Raw genomic sequence first — 16,770 nt, forward strand, 5'->3', positions numbered from 1 at the left:
CGACTCGCCCCGTCACTCCCGTTCAGTCGTGTGGATGGAACCGCTTGACCGCGCGGTCGACCGCCTCCGTCCGCCCGAGGAAGGTGACCCGGTCGCCGTCGCGCAGCACGTGGTCGCCGGTCGGAACCTCGGTCGTCCCGTCGCCGTGGGTGACGAGTCCGACGAGACAGCCGTCGGGGATCTCGGCGTTGAGCTCGGCGATCGTCTTTCCGACGAGATCCGTCGCCGTCACCTCGATCTCCTGGACATCGCCCGTTCGGCCGAGTTCGTTCATCCACGCCGACAGCGACGGGCGCTCGAGGACGTTCTCGAGCGACCACGCGGTCGCCATCGAGAGGTCGATCGCGCGAACGCCCAGCGATTCGAACGCCTCGACGTTGCCGGGCTGGTTGACCCGCGAGGCGACGGTTTCGACGTCGAAGCTGGTCCGCGCGAGCTGGCAGGTCAGCAGGTTCGCGTCGTCGTCGGGCGTCGCCGCGATGACGTTTTTCGCCTCGTCGATCCCCGCCCGCTCGAGGACGTCGGCGTCGGTGCCGTCGCCCTCGAGCGCACGGATTCCGCGTTCGCGGACCCGCTCGACCGCGTCGGGATCCTCGTCGACGACGAGGACGTTCTCTCCGTCCTGTTCGAGCCGTTCCGCGAGGGAGAGGCCGACCCGTCCCCCGCCGATGATTATCGTGCGCATTGGTGAAACACCGAGGTGGGTCGCGATCTGTCGCGCGAGGCCGGCCTGGAGGACGACCGTCGCGAAGATGATCAGGAAGACGGTGCCGGCGAGCAGCTGGGCCTCCTGTGGCTGGCCGAGCGCCTGGAGCTCGACGGCAAACAGCGTCGCGACGCTCGCGGGGATGATCCCGCGAGGACCGACGGCGCTGAGAAAGAGCCGTTCGTCCCGGGTGAACCGCTCGCCGGTCGTCGCCAGGTAGATCACCGCCGGCCGGAGCACGAGCGTGATCGCGACGACGACGGCGATCCCGGCGAGCCCGAGAGTCATGATATCGCCGAAGTCGATCAGCGCCGCCAGCGCGACGAAGATAAACGAGAGGACGACGACCGAGAGATCGTCCAGGAAGTCGACGACGTCCTCGTGGTGCGGGAGGTCGACGTTGCCGAGCGCGAAGCCGGCCATCGCCGCGGCGGCGATCCCGGTCTCGCTCGCGAGCAACTCCGCGCCGCCGTAGGCGACGACGATCCCGGCAAGGACGACCAGTCGGGCGTGCAGCGGCGCGGTCCCGGGCGAGAGGTTGCCCCGGCTAAGAAACAGCCAGACGGCGCCGGCGACGGCAGCCCCGACGGCCAGTCCGATCGCCAGCCGCCTTCCGAACTCGCCAAGGAGCCACAGCGGACCGCCGTTGCCGGCGATCAGCACCTCGAAGACGACGACCACCAGGATCGCGGCGGTGACGTCGTTGAGCACGCCCTCGCCCTCGAGGACGGCCGCGACGTGATCCCGAACGGTGACGACCTGCAGGATCGGGCCGATCACCGTCGGCCCGGTCGCGATCAGCAGGGCGCCGACCAGCAGGCCGACCTCGAGGCTCGTGTCGAGGAAGACGACGACGGCGCCCGCGGTTCCCAGCCAGGTGATCGCCGCGCCGACGGTCGTGAGCCGCAACAGGGCCGTCGGACTCTCCCGGAGCTTCTCGAGGCGGAGGTGGTAGCCGCCCTCGAAGAGGATGATCGCGACGCTGACGCCGACCATCACGGGAAGTCCCTCGCCGAACGTCGCCCGCGAGACGAGGCCGATCCCCTCCGGGCCGATCGCGACGCCCGCGAGGATCAGAAACAGGACGCTCGGGATCCGGAGCCGATCCGCGAGGACGCGGGAGACGACCCCGAGCGCCAGCACGACGGCGACGACGCCGATCAGCGTCACGAGCGGGTACCCGGACGTGAATCGATCGCAGCGGCGCGACGATCGGTCGCTCGCTCGGTGGCCATCGTTACCCCTTACTGTCGGTCGCCGACCGTGTATCGGTTTCGGCTTTTTTCGACGACGCGAGCACCTGATAGAGGATGATCGAGGCGACGGCGAACGACGAGCCGACGAGCAGGACGACGCTGAGGGCGTCGAGCGAACCCACGCCCAGCCAGTTCCCGAGTTCGCTGAGTCCGATCCCGGCGCTGGCGAGCAGCATCATGATCCCGAAGTAGACGATCACGTCGTCCTCCTCGACGATCGCGGTCGCGGCCGAACCGATCCGCGCGCCGAGCGCGCTGCCGACCAGCAGCAGGGAGACGACCGCGAGGTCGACGCCGCCGGACATCCCGTAGGTGAAGGTGCCGAAGGCCCCCGAGAACAGTCCGGCGAACAGGCTCGTTCCGACGGCGGCGGTCAGCGGCGTCCCGATCAGGTAGTAGATCGCGGGCATCCGAATGAACCCGCCGCCGACGCCGATCAGTCCGGAGACGAGGCCGACCCCGCCGCCGGAGCCGAGGATCGTCCACAGCGAGGCTCGTCCGCCGGAGCCCAGCGAGAGCATCGGCGCCACCTCGTAGGACTGGATCTTTCGGGCAATCGGGGGGATCTCCTCGTCACTGATTCCGTCGTCGTCATCGTCAGTGGCCTCCTCGAGCCTGTAGGCCCGCCGCAGAAACAGGAGCCCGATCCCCGCCAGCAGGACGACGTACGCGACGCCCGTGACGAGTTCGGCGACTCCCAGGGCCTCGAGGCCGAAGACGAGCCGGCTCCCGAGTTCGATCCCGATCGAGAGGACGACGAAGAGGACGGCGCCGAGTTTGTAGTCGACCTGTCCGACGTCGTAGTGTTTCAGTACGGCGATAACGGAGGTACCGAAGTAAAACGCAAGCCCGCTGCCGATCGCGACGGGCGCAGGGTAGCCCAGTATCAGCAGCGTCGGCGTGATCAGGAACGACCCGCCCATCCCGAAAAACCCGAACAGCACGCCGACCATGAAGCCGAAGCTCACGAACAGGGCCAGCAGTGCCGGAGAGAGGCCGAGGAGTTCCATCGATTACGCGCTCGCGTTCGCAACTCGATCGATCAACGGCGAGACGATCCGCTCGAGGACGCCGTAGCCGGCGTAGAGGACGACGGCCTGCACGAAGACGACGCTAACGAGGGCCGTCGCCTGTACGACGGGTGGGAGACCGGCGGACTCGATCATTCGTCTCGACCTCCGTTCGATATGGGTTGTGTGCGCGTCATGGATTTCTACTCACTACTCACTACCCGGGACGAGTGTATAACGCTTTTGGGAATTTGGGGCAATATTACTGCAGAGAATCACACGGATATCCAACGAGAATATTTGGATACGTTACGAGGATATAGGACCGCTGGCCCGGCAGCTCGGTGGCGCTCGAGCGTGTCGCTCGCGCGCTCTCGAGCGGGACGGGCTCCAGTCGTACCGACCCATCGCGCTTGCCCATCGGGCACCGGTTCGTCGATCGTTCAGTCGGCTTTCATGTAGTCGGTATTGGTTACGCCAAACAATATTATAGTACCGAGTCCGTACTAGGGGTATGAAAGCGGTACTCGCGACGGATCTCTCGGCGGCCAGCGAGGCGACGATACAGAACGAGACCTGTCTCGACTGTCTGGGTCGGATCGGGATCGGCGAGATCCACCTGGTCACGGTCGTCCCGTCGAACGTTCACTCGGGAATGCCCGGAATCGACTTCGAAAAGCGGCGAGAGCGTGCGATTCGACGGTACCGACGGGTCATCGAAGCCGTCGGGTTCGACGTGGAGGTCCACGTCGTCCGCGGGACCCCCCACCGGCGGATCATCGGCATCGCCAGTACGATCGGCGCGAGTCTCACGGTCGTCGGCTCTCGAGGGAAGAGCCCGCTCGAGAACCGCGTCATCGGGTCGACGGCGCGCAACCTGGCCCGGACGACCGAGACGCCGCTACTGGTCAACCGGATCGAGCGCGGCGTCGACGATCCCGTCGTCCTCAAACAGCACCTCTTCCAGCGGATGCTGTACGCGACCGACTTCTCCGAGAACGCCGAGCGGGCGTTCGAGGCGTTCTCCTACCTGCGACACGCCACGCAGGAGGCGACGCTCGTCCACGTGGCCACGCCGAAGGATCCCGCTCTTCCCGAGGGCGTCGACCCCGAGCAGCGACTGGGAGAGCTGGCGGCACGGCTCGAGGACTGGGGGATCGACACCGAGGTCGTCGTCGGGCAGGGCGACCCCGCCGACGAGATTCTCGCCACGGAAGCTGCGGTGAACCCGACGACAGTACTGGTCGGCTCCCGGGGGCACAGCCGTCTCCGTCGACTGTTGCTGGGCAGCGTCTCCGAGGATCTCGTCGCTCGAGCAACCGGGAACGTGATGCTGATCCCGCCAGCGTAACGGCGTCCGTGTTCACGATCCGGTATCGTGCGGACGAGTTTGCCACACCGAGCTTGCAATGTAAGGGCCCGTGAAGCGCTGTGACGCTCGATCCATGTCGGAAGGTTGAACTCGGCGCTGGCGCAAATCGGAGACAGGATACTCGTTTCGATCCGCCACTGAACGGTCCGTTTCGCCACCATGCTCGAACTCACGCTCCTGGCCCTACTCGTCGTCTCCGTTCTCCTGTTGGTCCACTCGTACTTCCTCTACATTCCGCTGCTGGCGCTGCTGGCGAGGCTGACCCCGACTCCCGACTCGTCGATCCCCGACTCGCTTCCCTCGGTCGCCCTCGTTATCGCAGCGTACAACGAGGAAGATATTATCGCCCAAAAGATCGAGAACAGCCTCGAGCTCGAGTACCCCGACGACCGGCTCTCGATCGTCGTCTTCTCGGACGCCTCTTCGGACCGGACCGACGAGATCGTTCGCTCCTACGCCGACGAGGGGGTCGATCTCGTCCGGATCGAGGGGCGGGTCGGCAAGACCGAGTGTCAGAACCGGGTCGCGGACGCCGTCGACGAGGAGATCGTCGTCTTCTCGGACGCAAACAGCATGTACGAACCCGACGCGATCCGCGAGCTGGTGGCGTCGTTCGGCCCCGACGTGGGCTGTGTCGTCGGCGAGCTCAAGTACCGCGACTCGAGCGACGTCGACGGGGAGTCGATCTACTGGCGCTACGAGTCGCTGATCAAACGCCTCGAGTCGGCGGTCGGCTCGTCGGTGACCGGCAACGGCGCCATCTACGCGGTCCGCAACTCGTCGTACGTCCCCCTGCGGCGGGGCGCGATCAGCGACTTCGCCGAGCCGCTGGCGATCGTCGCGAACGGCGAGCGGGTCGCGTACACCGCCGACGCGGTCGCCTGGGAGAGCACGGAGGAGACGGTCGACGACGAACTCGACCGTCGGAGTCGGATCGTCACCCGATCGTGGCACACCGTCGCGAACAACGCCGAGCTGCTCAACCCCGTTCGATACCCGGTGTTTTCGTTCCAGCTCCTCTCTCACAAGGTGCTCCGGTGGCTCTCACCGATCCTGCTCGCCGTCGCCCTCCTCTCGAACCTCGCGCTCGTCCTCGTTTCGACGAGTCCCATCTATCTGGCGCTGCTCGGGGCGCAGCTGACGTTCTACGCCCTCGCCCTCGCCGGCGCCGTCCTCGACCGAACCTCGCTCTCGCCGCCGACGCTCGTCCACGTTCCCCACTTCTTCCTCGTCGCGAACTACGGCATGCTCGTCGGCCTGTGGAACTTCCTCCGGCGAGAGAACATCGTTACCTGGAACACGACCGCTCGAGACTCGAGCCAGAACGAGGACCCCGAACCATGACCCACGTCGTTCACCTCTCGTCCGTCCACTACCCGTTCGATCCGCGCATCTTCCACAAGCAACTACAGACGCTGTCGGCCGCGGGCTACCGGACGACGCTGCTCGTCCACCACGACGAGTCGATCGTCCGAGACGACGTCGACGTGCGCTCGGTCGGCAACGTCGACACCCGGCTCGAGCGCTGGCGAAACCTGCCGACGCTGTTCCGCGAGGCTCGAGCCGAGGACGCCGACGTCTACCACGTCCACGACCCGGAGCTGTTGCCGATCGGGCTGGCGCTGTCGCTGACCACCGACGCGAGGGTCGTCTACGACGTCCACGAGGACTACGCGGACGCGATCCGCGTCCGCGAGTGGATTCCCGATCCCGCCAAACCCGTTCTGCAGCGGGTGTTTCCGGCGATCCAGGGAGCGCTGACCCGACCGCTGGATCTCGTCGTCACGGCCGACGACGCCACCCGGGAGAGCCTCGCCTCGCGAACGAGTACGCCCGTCGAGACGATCCGGAACCTGCCGAAGGTCGCGGGGATCGAGACCGACCGGGTCGACCTCGAGCGCTCCCACGAGCACGTGCTGGCCTACGTCGGCGGACTCGACCGGGAGCGGGGGCTGTTGAACATGCTGCAGGTTACCGCCCGCCTTCGGGAGCGAGGGCTCGACGTCGGGCTCTGGCTACTCGGGCCGTTCCAGGACGAGGAGATCGAGCGCGAGGCCCGACGATACATGGACGAGGCGGGGATCGCCGACCACGTCCGGCTGTTCGGCTACGTCGACTACGACGAGATCTTCTCCTATCTCTCGGCGGCCGACGTCGGCCTGCTGTTGGTCGACGAGGAGCGCTTCGAGCGCAACGTCCCGACGAAGTTCTTCGAGTATCTCTACTGTGGCCTCCCCGTCGTGCTGACCGAGGTGCCGTCGCTCGAGCCCTACGCGGATTCGGACTACTGCGTCTCCGTTCCCGAACGCGACCTCGAGCGGGCAACGGAGGAGATCGAACGCCTGCTCGAGGATTCGGATACCCGGCAGGCGATGAGCGACGCCGGACGCGAGGCCGTCGTCTCCGAGTACAGCTGGGAGGTCGAGCGGGACCGACTGCTCGCCGCGTACGCTCAGCTGACAGGAGCCACGGACACCGACGGCATCGCAGGACCGACCGACGAAACTGCACGAACCGACGACGAGTACAAATGACCACCGTTTCAGTTATCACGCCGACGTACAACCGGGCGGAGACGCTTCCGCGAGCGATCGAGAGCGTCCTCGCACAGAGCTACGGGGGGTTCGAACACGTGATCGTCGACGACGGCTCGACCGACGACACCGCGGCCGTCGTCGAGGGGTACGACGACGACCGAATCGAGTATCTCCGGCTCGAGGGCAACAATGGGGCGAACGTCGCCCGAAACGAAGGGATCCGTGCGGCCTCCGGGGAGTACGTCGCCTTCCTCGACTCCGACGACGAGTACTACCCGCGCAAGCTCGAGACCTGCGTCGCCGCCCTCGGGTCGTTACCCGAGACCTACGGCGGCGTCTTTCACGGCTACGACATCTACCGGGGCGAGGAGTACCTCGGTCCGGAAGCGACCCACGAGGGCCGCGTGGCCCGCTCGGATCTCGGCGAGGCGAACGTTCCCGGCAGCTTCATTACGACGACGTTTCGCGCGTCCGTCTTCGACGCCGTCGGCGACCTCGACGAGGCGATGGCCTCCTCACAGGACTACGAGTTCTACCTGCGGCTGGCCCGGGAGTACGACCTCTACGGACTGGGCACGATCCTGGCGAAACACTACCGGCGAGCGGACTCGATCTCGCTCGACGTCGCGGCGAGACGCGAGGGGAAGGCCCAGCTCGTCGAGCGCCACGGCGACGTGTTGACCGACCGTCGACACGCCCACCACCACTATCTGCTGGGGTTGACCCACGCGAGACGCGGCGAGATGGCGACGGCGCGGCGGGAGCTCGCCAGGGCGATCCGGCTCCACCCGACGAACCCGTTCCCGTACGTCCACCTCGCAACCTGCGTGACGCCGCGAACGTTCGCGTTCGGAATGGATGCGAAACGACTGGTGAAACGTCTCATCGGCCGATGACGGGCCACCCACCCGTTTCGAATTGGCAAGGCACATCAACGAACCTCAAATACTACCCATAGATGCGTCTCCACGACGAGGATCTCGATGCCGCCGTCGCCGTCTGCTACGTCGCGTTCGTCTTCTCCGGCGTGTACAAAAGCGCCTGGTACCTCGAGTGGTCGCCGATCGATCTGACGGTGTTGCTCGGCGGGATAACCGTCGGGCTCTCCGCGCTGTTGGTCGCCGCCGGGCGACTCGAACTCACGCTCCCGTCGGTCGTCATCCCCACGCTGTTCGGTCTCTTCGCCGGCTACGCCGTTCTCTCCGGACTCTGGACTCCGAGCACCGAGTACTACTTCTTCAAGTCGCTGCGGCTGGTCGGCGTCACCGGGCTGGCGCTCGGTGCCGGCGCGGTCGTCGTCGCGACGTCGTCTCGCCGGCTCCGGTACGCCGGGTTCGCCACGGCGGGAGTCGGGTTCGTCACCGCCCTCGATATGTTGTACCGATACCAGCGGGCCGGCGGCGGCGAGCTCTCTCCGTTCGGCACGAACTACCTCATAACCGGTCGGGCGATCGGGTTGGGACTGTTGCTCGCGGTCGGCTACCTCGTCCTCTCGAGGGAGGATCGAACGCTCACGATCGCGGCGCTTTTCGGCGCCGTCACGATGAGTTACGCCCTGCTCGTGAGCGGGGCTCGCGGGCCGACGGTCGCCGTCGCCGGTGCGATCGGACTGCTCGTTCTCGCGGGAATCGTCCTCGGAACGCTGCCGAACGGCCGGATCGCGCTGGCGGGGTACGGCGCTGTGGGACTCGTCTCACTGATCGGGTTCGCTACCGTCGCCCGGCAACTGCGGGGCATCCAGCGACTGCTCACGCTGGCCGACGGTCCGGGGCGCTCGCTCGGTCTTCGCTTTGGCTACTGGACGAACACGTTCGATGCCCTGAACCCGGCCATGCTCCTCTTCGGCGAAGGGTTGGGTGCCTGGCCGGTGCTGATCGATCCGGGCTACGACACCCGCTACTACCCGCACAACATCGTCCTCGAGGTGCTGTTCGAACTCGGCATCGTCGGGCTCGTGCTCCTCGGTGCGCTGTTCGGCTACGCGCTGTTGAACGCCGCCCGGGACTGGCTCGAGCACGAGGAGGCGACCCACGTCGTTCTCGGAGTTCTCTTCGCTTACATGCTCGTGAACGCCATGGTGACCGGAGACCTGAACGACAACCGGTTCCTGTTCGCGATCGTCGGCGTGATGGCCTACGCCGTCGGGAGCCGACGAATCAGCTCCATTCGATCGGAATCTACTCCCTGAGAGCGCAGCGGCACGCTCGAGGACGGGACGCTTTTCTAACCGGTCCTCGCGAATCGACCCGCCGCTACGGGCGCGGCTCCGCTCGGTGTCCGAAAACGAGGTAGCCGATCGCGGCGGTCGCGAGCACCGCGCCGACGGACCAGTCGAACATGGTGTAGGACTCGAAGAACTGGTGGATCGCCCAGCCGACGGCGAGCGCGAGCATCGCGACGTCGACCTCGCGGTAGGTGACCGTGCGCGCGACGATGCTGCCGGCGACGAGCCCGATGTAAGCGAGTCCGCCGACGAGCCCGGTCTGAATGAGTACCGAGAGATACGAGTTGTGCGGCGTCGGTGCCCCCTCTCTCGGGAGGTAGGGCTCGATGACCGTGTTGGCCGGCCCGCTGCCGTGGCCGAACAGGAGGGGACCGTCGCCGATCGCACTCAGGCTCGCGGCCCAGAGTTCGAACCGACCCGTCGCGGAGATGCCGACGACTTCGAGTGCCATCGCGGCGATGACTCCGAACACGCCGAGGGTAGTCGTCGCGACCGCGACCGGGACGAGCTTTCGGTCGCCGACGGCGTAGGCGGCGTAGATCGCCGTCGCAACCGCCGCGGCGAGCATCGCCGCTCGAGCGTTCGAGAGGAAGAGGCCGATCCCACAGGTGACCGCGAGCACCGCGGCGACGGGCGTGCCGATCGGTCGCCGTTCGTCGAGCGAACGGTGGAGTTCGACGACCGCGGCGACGAAGCCGGCGAACGACAGCAGGCCCAGCCCGTTCGGGTTCGGGAAGACCGACTGCAGCGTCAGGATATCCGGATCGAACCCGGGAACGCTCGGCGAGGACGCGGTGTACCGGCCGACTTCGAAGAGCCACAGCGTGTAGTCGCCGACGACGTACGTCGCCACTCCGAGCGCCACGACGATCGCGGCGAAACCCGAGAGAACGCGAAGGAACACCCGCCCGGGGACGAGTCTGGGGAGGACGAAGAGGCTCACTCCCATCACCGTCGCGGCCCACACCGGCCACCGCGACTGCGTGCTCGAGGGAACGAACGCGAGCGTGTGTGCGAGATACACGCCGACGATCACCGCGAAGCAGCCGACGACGGCCCACTGGCCCGCCGTGTACCGTCTGGCGTCGGTGACGACGAGAACGAACGAGAGGAGAACGGCGAACGCAAGGCCGATCGCGAGCACTCGGCTCGAGCCCACTCCGAACCCCGGCGAACTGGTCTGGTAGAGCAGGCCGGCGAGGACGCCCGTGATTCCGAACACGGAGAGGATCGCCGCCCACCGGTGCGTCCGACGATCGTCGGTGACGACGGCGAGCCGAGTTCCCAGAACCGCGCCGAGGACGATCGCGGCCACCGAGAGCTGCCACGCCGGGATCGCGTCGGTCACTTGTGCGACGAGAACCAGAAACAGGTAGAGCGCGAACAGTCCGTAGATCGTGCCCTCGAGGAGTCGGTCGGCTTCCGGACTCCGGATGAGAGACGTAGCCGAGTCTCGCTCAGCGGTACTCACTGTCCTACAGATTCGAAGTCGGGAACAAATATTTGCTCCTATTCGCACGGACGACCTCGCGACTTCGAGGTCAGATCGGATCTGACCCGACAGTGGAGCGAAACCGCTCTGAGCCCACACAGTGCTCGTCTTGCGGCCGAACTCTACAAAATAAATACCGGTCCGTACCAGAACGTTATTGTAACGAGAGACTCACCAGTTAGTGTCAATGCAAGCCGTCGTACTCGCCGCCGGAGAGGGAACGCGACTCCGGCCGCTGACCGAAGACAAGCCGAAGGGACTCGTCGAGGTCGACGAGAAGCCGATCATCACTCACTGTCTCGACCGCCTCGTCGAGCTGGGCGCGAGCGAGTTCGTCATCGTCGTCGGCTACCTCAAGGAGAAGATCATCGACCACTACGGCGACGAGTATCGCGGCGTGCCGATCACGTACGCCCACCAGCGCGAACAGAACGGCCTCGCCCACGCGCTGCTTTGCGTCGAGGAACACATCGACGACGACTTCATGCTGATCCTGGGCGATAACGTTTTCGAGGCGAACCTCGAGGACGTCGTCCGCCGCCAGCAGGAGGAACGCGCGGACGCGGCGTTCCTCGTCGAGGAAGTCCCCTGGGAGGAAGCCTCCCGCTACGGCGTCTGCGATACGAACGCCTACGGCGAGATCACCGACGTCGTCGAGAAGCCAGACGACCCACCATCCAATCTCGTGATGACCGGCTTCTACACGTTCACGCCCGCGATCTTCCACGCCTGCCACCTCGTCCAGCCCTCCGACCGCGGGGAGTACGAGATCAGCGACGCCGTCGACCTGCTGATCCAGTCGGGACGCACTATCGACGCCATCGGTCTGGACGGCTGGCGTATCGACGTCGGCTACCCCGAGGACCGCGACGAGGCCGAACGGCGCCTCGAGGAGAAAGTACCGGCCGAAGCCAGCTCCGACTGACCGCCCGGGACTGGCCGCGGCAGGTTCCGACGAGATTATACGATTCCGACGGCGATGCGTTACTACCTCCGAGATGTCTACTGACGATGCCGAACATATCTCTCGGCGCGACAAAATCGACGCACTGTTGGACGTCGCCCGATTCAGCCCGAAGTTCACGACGCTGATCGTCGGCCTCGGGCTGCTCGCCGCGGTTCTCGAAGGGATCGGACTGAGTTTCATCCTGCCGATCATCGAGATCGTCCAGGCCGACGATCCCGTCGCCGAGGCCGACGGGCTGATGGAAGCGTTCGTCGTCGCCTACGACGCCCTCGGCGTCCCGTTTACCCTCGGGTTCGTGGTGGCCGGTGTCGCCGTCGTAATGACGGTGCGGTACACGGCGAGTTTCCTCGTCGGCTGGTTCCGCGAGGCGCTGCGGACCTACTACATTCGTGATCTGCAGGTGCGGGCGTTCGACAACGCCCTCGACGCCGAAGTGAAGTACTTCGACGAAGAGGGCTCCGACGACATCCTCAACGCGATCGTCACCCAGACCTACTACGCGGGGCGGGTGATCCGGCGCGTAATCAAGGTCCTCGAGCAACTCTTTCTCTCGCTCGCGTATCTGACGATCGCGCTGGTGATGGCGCCGACGCTGACGCTGATCGCGATCGCCATCCTCGGCGGACTGACGGTCCTGCTTCGGGGCGTCCTCGAGGGCGGATACGACCTCGGTGACGAGGTCGCCGACGCCAACGAACGCCGACAGGAGGCCGCCCAGGCCGGCACGCAGGGGATCCGCGACGTGCGGATCTTCGGGCTCGCCGGGGAGCTGCGCGGGAACTTCCTCGACGCCGTCGACCAGTACACGACCGCGCGAATCAAACTCCGGCGCAACGAGGCCGCGATCGACAACTTCTACAACCTCGGCGTCGCGGTCTCCGTGTTCTTGCTCATCTACCTCGCGCTCACGTTCGCCGATCTGTCGATCGGCGCGCTCGGCGTCTTCCTCTTTGCGATGATGCAACTCGGTCCCAAGGTCAGCGCACTCAACGAGTACTACTACAAGGTCGAGAACGACCTTCCCCACCTCGTCCGCACCCAGAAGTTTATCCAAGACCTCGAGGACCGCGAGGAGGTCAACGAGCCGACCCGCGAGGTGCCCGACACGGTCAACCACGTCGAGTTCGACGACGTCGAGTTCTCCTACGACGGCGACGAACGGGTGCTCAAGGGGATCGACTTCGAGGTCGAGAAAGGCGAGTTCGTCGCGTTCGTCGGCCAGTCGGGCGCCGGGAAGTCGACGATCGTCTCGCTGCTGGCTCGGCTGTACGAGGTCGACCGCGGCGAGATCCGCGCCAACGGCGTTCCCATCGGTGAGATGGACGTCGACGAGTGGCGCGATCGGATCTCGATCGTCCGCCAGGATCCGTTCATCTTCAACGACACGCTGCGGTACAACCTCACGATCGGCAACCGGGACGTGACCCAGGCCGAGATCGAGCGGGCGTGTTCGATCGCGAAGATCGACGAGTTCCTCGACGATCTCCCGAACGGGTACGACACCGTCCTCGGCGACGACGGCACGCGGCTGTCGGGCGGCCAGAAACAGCGCGTCTCGCTGGCCCGAGCGCTGCTCGAGGACACCGAGCTGTTGATCTTGGACGAGGCGACGAGTGATCTTGACTCGAGTCTCGAACAAGAGGTTCAGGCAGCGATCGAGGGGATGGACCGGGACTACGCGATGCTCGCGATCGCCCACCGACTCTCGACCGTCGAGAACGCGGATCGCATCTACACGGTTTCGGACGGCAAGGTCGTCGAGGCCGGCCAGCACGGGGACCTGATCGACCGGGGCGGACAGTACGCCGACCTGTACGCGATCCAGTCGCGCAAGTGACTCGAATGCGTGCGACCGATCGTTCACACGTCGAGTTCATCGGCCCGCCGGGAGCGGGTAAGTCGGCGGTACACGGACGGCTCACATCGGATTCGCGGTACTACGGCGGGATCTACGAGGACGGGCTCGAGCGGCTGGTTCTGGATCGCTACGACGGCCCGACTCGGCTGGCGTACCGACTGTTGCCGTCGCGTCCCCGCTCGTACGCGGAGACGCTCGTTCTGCAGCACCCGATTCGGAAACGGCTGTTCTCGTCGTTCTTGCTCGAGCAGCCGTCGTTTCCGGACGCGATGGTCGGCGCCCGACGAGCGGTCTCTCGGGAACCCGACCAGGCTGCGTCGCTGCTCAGGGACGCCGCGGAGCGCTACCAGCTCGGCGTCGAGACGGTCCGGTCCGACGAGCGGTTCTGTATGGACGAGGGGTTCGCGATGGGGGCCGTCTCGGTCCGCTGGCGGGGCGGAGACCGGTTCTCCCTCGAGGCGTACTTCGATCGCGTGCCGACGCCGGAGATGCTCGTCTACGTCACCGCGCCGACGGCGGTCTGCCTCCGGCGCCAGCGCAGCCGGGAGAAGTCTCTCTCGGAGCGACACGGCGTCGCGAGGCTGGACGACGCACAGGAGCGACACGAGCGAGCCTGTTCGGAAGTCGTCGAGGCAGCCGAGGCCGACGACTCCATCACCGTCATCAGAGTCTCGAACGAAGGGAGCCTCGAGGATGCCGTCGCAACCATCGATCGGGCACTGCGAAGCGACGGGAGCGGTTGATCGCTCGCTCGCAACCGATACCGACACCGATCGAGTGAGGACCGGCGCTCGAGGGTGAGGGACGTCGGATCCGACGCCGATCGTTCCCAGATCCCCGCGTCCGACGACTCGATAGCCTTTTGACGCAGAGCTAGCAGGTATGCTATAACGTGCGTGCCGAGAACCGATGATGGGCTGTGTATCGACGCGGGGCGGTCTCCGCGTCCCGGTCTCGAGGGGTGAGCGGACGACCGATCGCGGCGTCCGCGGGTCGCCGTGAGCCGTAGCCTCGGCGTGATGGAGGCACTCCGAGCGATCCTTCCGGAGTGGTCTCTCGAGGCGTTCGCCGCGGCGACGCTGTTCGGGGACCTCCTGTTCGTCGCCCCCGCGCTGGTGCTGTTTTACCTCGTCGACGTCGGCTCGTCGATTCGGCGCGGCCGACGGGAGGAGCCGCTGTGTTCCGACCGAACGGCGTCTCTCATCGCGACCGTCTTCGGCGGCCTCGCGCTCGTCGTCCTGCTCGAGTCGGTGTTCGCGCTTCCGCGTCCGCCCGCGGAGTACCACGTGATCGAGCCCAGTGAGTTCGGCTTTCCGAGCGGACACACGATGGCTGCCACGGTCTTCTGGGGCGCGCTGGCGCTGTGGCTCCCGCGCGGCCGGCGGTCGGTTCGAATCGGTATCGCCGGAGCGATCGTTGCCCTCGTCGCCGTCTCCCGGCTCGCACTAGGTGTGCACTACCTCGTCGACGTCGTCGCGTCCGTGGCGTTCGGCGCCGTCTACCTCGCCACGGTCGGCCGGCTCGCGCTGGACCGACCGCTGCGGGCGTTCCTCACGGCGCTCGGAATCGCGCTCGCGGCTGCGGTCGCCACCGGGGTTAACGATCGGGCGCTCCTCGCGCTCGTCGGGACCGCCGTCGGACTGGTCGGCTGGTGGCTCGTCGAACGCCCGGCGATCCGACGACGGGTGTACGGCATATACGACCGTCTCGTCACGGGTTCGACCTGAGAGCTGCCGGAACCGTTCGGTCACCGATGCGCTCGAGGAGTCGTCCGTGCGCTCGGCTTCGGTCTCTTCAGTCGCCAAAGAGCAGGTAGCCGATCGCCATCGACGCCAGCACGCCGCCGATCGACCACTCGAACAGGGTGTAGGACTCGAAGAACAGGTGGATCGCCCAGCCGACGACGAACGCGAGCATCGCGACGTCGACGTCGCGGTAGGCGGCCAGCCCGCGAGCGACGCTGCCGGCGATCAACCCGCCGTAGGCGAGGGCGCCGACGAAGCCGGTCTGGATCATCACTTCGAGGTAGGAGTTGTGCGGCAACGGCGCCGTCTCCCCCTCGAGATAGGGTTCGATGACGAGGTTCGCGGGGCCGCTGCCGTGGCCGAACAGGAGAGGGCCGTCACGGATCGCCCGCAGACTCGCGGTCCAGAGTTCGAATCGACCCGACGTGGAGATGTCGACCACGTCCGCGTACATCGCAGCGAGCAGTCCGAAGACGCCGACGGTGCTCGCCACGGCGGCGACGGGGACGGCGACGCGGCCGCCGGCGACGTAGGCGGCGTAGATCACGAGGACCACCGCCGAGGCGAGCATCGCCGCCCGGGCGTTCGAGAGGAAGACGCCGGCCGCACAGAGGCCGGTGAGCGCCACCGCCAGTGCGGCTCCCAGCGGTCGACGGGCGACGACCGAGCGGTGGAGTTCGACGACCGCGGCGACGAGACCGGCGAACGAGACCAGTCCGAAGGAGTTGGGGTTCGGGAAGAACGACTGGATCGTCGAGCGCTCGGTCTCGATCAGCGGCACCGACGGGGTTCCCGACCACTGGCGGACCTCGAACGCCCACAGGCTGTACTCGCCGACGGCGTACGTTCCCAGGCCGAGTACCACCGCGACCGCCGCCAGCCGGGGGAGAAACCAGAGGAACACCCGTTTCGGAACGAGCCGCGGGACGACGAAAAGGCTCGTTCCCATTACGACCGCCGCCCACAGCGGCCACCGCGACTGCGTGCTCGAGGGATCGTACGCGAGGGTGTGGGCGAGGTAGATCCCGGTCAGTACCGTAAAGCAGCCGACGGCGGCCCACTGGCCCGCCGTGTACCGTCTGGCGTCGGTGACGACGAGGAAAAAGGAGACGGAGAGGACGAACACGATCGCGATCGCGAGCGGGCGACTCGGCCCGAGACCGAACCCCGGCGAGGAGCTCTGGTAGATTACGCCGAGGACGACGAAGGAGACGCCGAGTACCGAGAGCAGTCCCGCCTGGAGCTGGTCGAACTCCTGGTACGCGTTCGTGACGAGCCGACAGCCACAGACCGCGCCGAGCAGGACGGCGAAGGCCGCCAGCTGCCACGCCGCGACGGCGTCCGTCGAGTACGCGAGAATCACCAGAATCAGATGCAGGCCGAACAAACCGTAAATGAACAGGTTCACGAGGTGCTGGGGGTCCCATCCCTGGGCGAACAACGTCCCCGGCTCCCGTTCGACAGCACTCACGTCTCGAGTAATTATCGGCGACAAATAAATAACTGAGCCAGTAACTATATCCCGGCGGTTCGTTCCCCGCGCGGGGCTGCCAAACATTGGACCGCGAACCGTGCCGTTCGCTCGTCGCTTCCGCTCGAGGAC

The 16,770-nt window shown here is 66.4% G+C and carries 14 protein-coding genes; 9 read left to right on the forward strand and 5 right to left on the reverse strand.

Annotation, left to right across the window (positions count from 1 at the left end):
* Positions 1-22: 22 nt before the first annotated feature.
* The 3 genes from ACFEMD_RS05480 to ACFEMD_RS05490 form a co-directional block, all read right to left on the reverse strand.
* The gene (locus ACFEMD_RS05480; RefSeq protein ID WP_394739950.1) at positions 23-1,876 is read right to left on the reverse strand and encodes a cation:proton antiporter domain-containing protein; all 1,854 of its coding nucleotides are present in this window, start codon (positions 1,874-1,876) and stop codon (positions 23-25) included.
* Positions 1,877-1,943: 67 nt separating this feature from the next.
* Positions 1,944-2,972: a sulfite exporter TauE/SafE family protein gene (locus ACFEMD_RS05485; RefSeq protein ID WP_394739951.1), complete on the reverse strand. Its 1,029-nt coding sequence runs from the start codon at positions 2,970-2,972 to the stop codon at positions 1,944-1,946.
* A 3-nt stretch (positions 2,973-2,975) separates the two neighbouring features.
* Positions 2,976-3,128 (reverse strand): DUF7512 family protein, encoded by a 153-nt coding sequence (locus ACFEMD_RS05490; protein ID WP_394739952.1) that lies wholly within the window; start codon positions 3,126-3,128, stop codon positions 2,976-2,978.
* Positions 3,129-3,486: 358 nt separating this feature from the next.
* On the opposite strand from ACFEMD_RS05490, the gene ACFEMD_RS05495 reads away from it, so the two are divergent.
* From ACFEMD_RS05495 to ACFEMD_RS05515, 5 genes are all read left to right on the forward strand, one after another.
* Positions 3,487-4,323: a universal stress protein gene (locus ACFEMD_RS05495; RefSeq protein ID WP_394739953.1), complete on the forward strand. Its 837-nt coding sequence runs from the start codon at positions 3,487-3,489 to the stop codon at positions 4,321-4,323.
* A gap of 180 nt (positions 4,324-4,503) precedes the next feature.
* On the forward strand, positions 4,504-5,688 hold the full coding sequence (locus ACFEMD_RS05500; protein WP_394739954.1) for a glycosyltransferase family 2 protein: 1,185 nt from the start codon (positions 4,504-4,506) through the stop codon (positions 5,686-5,688).
* The gene (locus ACFEMD_RS05505; RefSeq protein ID WP_394739956.1) at positions 5,685-6,878 is read left to right on the forward strand and encodes a glycosyltransferase; all 1,194 of its coding nucleotides are present in this window, start codon (positions 5,685-5,687) and stop codon (positions 6,876-6,878) included. Before ACFEMD_RS05500 ends, ACFEMD_RS05505 begins: the two co-directional genes overlap by 4 nt.
* On the forward strand, positions 6,875-7,777 hold the full coding sequence (locus ACFEMD_RS05510; protein ID WP_394739957.1) for a glycosyltransferase: 903 nt from the start codon (positions 6,875-6,877) through the stop codon (positions 7,775-7,777). The genes ACFEMD_RS05505 and ACFEMD_RS05510 overlap by 4 nt, the downstream gene beginning before the upstream one ends.
* 62 nt (positions 7,778-7,839) lie before the next feature.
* The gene (locus tag ACFEMD_RS05515; RefSeq protein WP_394739958.1) at positions 7,840-9,069 is read left to right on the forward strand and encodes an O-antigen ligase family protein; all 1,230 of its coding nucleotides are present in this window, start codon (positions 7,840-7,842) and stop codon (positions 9,067-9,069) included.
* Between the two features lie 64 nt (positions 9,070-9,133).
* Here the strand turns inward: ACFEMD_RS05515 and ACFEMD_RS05520 are convergent, their stop codons facing one another.
* Entirely contained in the window at positions 9,134-10,576 is a 1,443-nt protein-coding gene (locus ACFEMD_RS05520) for an O-antigen ligase family protein (RefSeq protein WP_394739959.1), read from the reverse strand.
* A 208-nt stretch (positions 10,577-10,784) separates the two neighbouring features.
* Between ACFEMD_RS05520 and aglF the strand changes: the two genes are divergently transcribed.
* The 4 genes from aglF (at position 10,785) to ACFEMD_RS05540 (ending at position 15,149) form a co-directional block, all read left to right on the forward strand.
* Positions 10,785-11,522: a UTP--glucose-1-phosphate uridylyltransferase AglF gene (aglF, locus tag ACFEMD_RS05525; RefSeq protein WP_394739960.1), complete on the forward strand. Its 738-nt coding sequence runs from the start codon at positions 10,785-10,787 to the stop codon at positions 11,520-11,522.
* Between the two features lie 73 nt (positions 11,523-11,595).
* Positions 11,596-13,401 (forward strand): ABC transporter ATP-binding protein, encoded by a 1,806-nt coding sequence (locus tag ACFEMD_RS05530; protein WP_394739961.1) that lies wholly within the window; start codon positions 11,596-11,598, stop codon positions 13,399-13,401.
* A gap of 5 nt (positions 13,402-13,406) precedes the next feature.
* Complete coding sequence (locus tag ACFEMD_RS05535; RefSeq protein ID WP_394739962.1) at positions 13,407-14,165, forward strand: P-loop NTPase family protein; 759 nt, start codon at positions 13,407-13,409, stop codon at positions 14,163-14,165.
* Positions 14,166-14,420: 255 nt separating this feature from the next.
* Positions 14,421-15,149, forward strand: a complete 729-nt coding sequence (locus ACFEMD_RS05540) for a phosphatase PAP2 family protein (protein WP_394739963.1) — start codon at positions 14,421-14,423, stop codon at positions 15,147-15,149.
* Positions 15,150-15,216: 67 nt separating this feature from the next.
* Here ACFEMD_RS05540 and ACFEMD_RS05545 read toward each other — a convergent pair whose 3' ends face one another.
* Complete coding sequence (locus ACFEMD_RS05545; RefSeq protein WP_394739964.1) at positions 15,217-16,638, reverse strand: O-antigen ligase family protein; 1,422 nt, start codon at positions 16,636-16,638, stop codon at positions 15,217-15,219.
* Positions 16,639-16,770 lie beyond the last annotated feature (132 nt).

The sequence above is a fragment of the Natronococcus roseus genome, from assembly GCF_043677095.1.
Taxonomy (GTDB): Archaea; Halobacteriota; Halobacteria; order Halobacteriales; family Natrialbaceae; genus Natronococcus; species Natronococcus roseus.